Origin of the sequence: Bacillus sp. AFS031507, assembly GCF_002584635.1 — a bacterium.
Lineage (GTDB): Bacteria > Bacillota > Bacilli > Bacillales > Cytobacillaceae > Neobacillus.
Genome location: NZ_NUOW01000084.1, coordinates 1 through 1,331, shown reverse-complemented (window position 1 = coordinate 1,331; position 1,331 = coordinate 1). Strand labels below are relative to the sequence as shown.

Below are 1,331 nucleotides of genomic sequence, written 5' to 3'. Positions count from 1 at the left end.
TAGGACGTTGCCAGGCTGTAGTATTATTATTCCGCAGTAGCTCAGTGGTAGAGCTATCGGCTGTTAACCGATCGGTCGTAGGTTCGAGTCCTACCTGCGGAGCCATTATGGAGAGCTGTCCGAGTGGCCGAAGGAGCACGATTGGAAATCGTGTAGGCGGGTAACCCTGTCTCAAGGGTTCAAATCCCTTGCTCTCCGCCATAATTTCTTTAAAAGATATGGCCCCTTGGTCAAGCGGTTAAGACACCTCCCTTTCACGGAGGTAACACGGGTTCGAGTCCCGTAGGGGTCACCAAAGTTTTTTACGCACTAGCGAAAAATAACTTTCATTAATGTGGAGGATTAGCTCAGCTGGGAGAGCATCTGCCTTACAAGCAGAGGGTCGGCGGTTCGAGCCCGTCATCCTCCACCATATAATTATTATTGTCGCGGGGTGGAGCAACGAGCGTTGCTTCAATGAATAAACTGCGAGTTGTATCAATCGAACTGCTGCTTGAATAGGCCTTCTGAGATTGATACAGTCCATGCCAACTATGAGCATGATAATAATAAGTTAATTTCATTGTCGCGGGGTGGAGCAGTCCGGTAGCTCGTCGGGCTCATAACCCGAAGGTCGCAGGTTCAAATCCTGTCCCCGCAATTGGTCTGGTAGTTCAGTTGGTTAGAATGCCTGCCTGTCACGCAGGAGGTCGCGGGTTCGAGTCCCGTCCAGACCGCCATTAATGTTGGCTCAGTAGCTCAGTCGGTAGAGCAAAGGACTGAAAATCCTTGTGTCGGCGGTTCGATTCCGTCCTGAGCCACCATTTATACTAAAAATAACGCCGGGGTAGCTCAATTGGTAGAGCACGACCGAATATGCTTCCTGTATTATCTTCAGCATACTGACCGAGTTGCTGCTTGCATAAACTTCCTGAGGTCAGGATGACGATAACTAGGACAGCGTTCATAAATTAAATAATATACCAAATTTTACGCCGGGGTAGCTCAATTGGTAGAGCAACTGACTTGTAATCAGTAGGTTGGGGGTTCAAGTCCTCTCGCCGGCACCAGAAGTTACACAGTGAATATAATATGTGGAGGGGTAGCGAAGTGGCTAAACGCGGCGGACTGTAAATCCGCTCCCTCCGGGTTCGGCGGTTCGAATCCGTCCCCCTCCACCATTTATAGGGGTATAGTTTAAAGGTAGAACGAAGGTCTCCAAAACCTTTGGTGTGGGTTCAATTCCTACTACCCCTGCCAATTATATTGTGGCGATTGTGGCGAAGTGGTTAACGCACCTGATTGTGGTTCAGGCATTCGTGGGTTCGATTCCCATCAGTCGCCCCATAATA

General features: G+C 49.3%; 11 tRNA genes. All 11 read left to right on the top strand.

Annotation, left to right across the window (positions count from 1 at the left end):
- The first annotated feature begins 30 nt into the window (after positions 1-30).
- The 11 genes from COE25_RS29595 (at position 31) to COE25_RS29545 (ending at position 1,326) form a co-directional block, all read left to right on the top strand.
- Positions 31-105 (top strand) — tRNA-Asn (locus COE25_RS29595).
- 4 nt (positions 106-109) lie between these two features.
- Positions 110-201: transfer RNA gene (locus COE25_RS29590), tRNA-Ser, on the top strand.
- A 19-nt stretch (positions 202-220) separates the two neighbouring features.
- Positions 221-295 (top strand) — tRNA-Glu (locus COE25_RS29585).
- A gap of 41 nt (positions 296-336) precedes the next feature.
- Positions 337-412 (top strand) — tRNA-Val (locus COE25_RS29580).
- 154 nt (positions 413-566) lie between these two features.
- Positions 567-640 (top strand) — tRNA-Met (locus COE25_RS29575).
- A gap of 2 nt (positions 641-642) precedes the next feature.
- Positions 643-719, top strand: a tRNA-Asp gene (locus COE25_RS29570).
- Positions 720-727: 8 nt separating this feature from the next.
- Positions 728-803 (top strand) — tRNA-Phe (locus tag COE25_RS29565).
- 170 nt (positions 804-973) lie between these two features.
- Positions 974-1,049: transfer RNA gene (locus COE25_RS29560), tRNA-Thr, on the top strand.
- A 26-nt stretch (positions 1,050-1,075) separates the two neighbouring features.
- Positions 1,076-1,160, top strand: a tRNA-Tyr gene (locus tag COE25_RS29555).
- 5 nt (positions 1,161-1,165) lie between these two features.
- A tRNA-Trp gene (locus tag COE25_RS29550) sits at positions 1,166-1,239 on the top strand.
- 11 nt (positions 1,240-1,250) lie between these two features.
- Positions 1,251-1,326, top strand: a tRNA-His gene (locus COE25_RS29545).
- Positions 1,327-1,331: the final 5 nt, after the last annotated feature.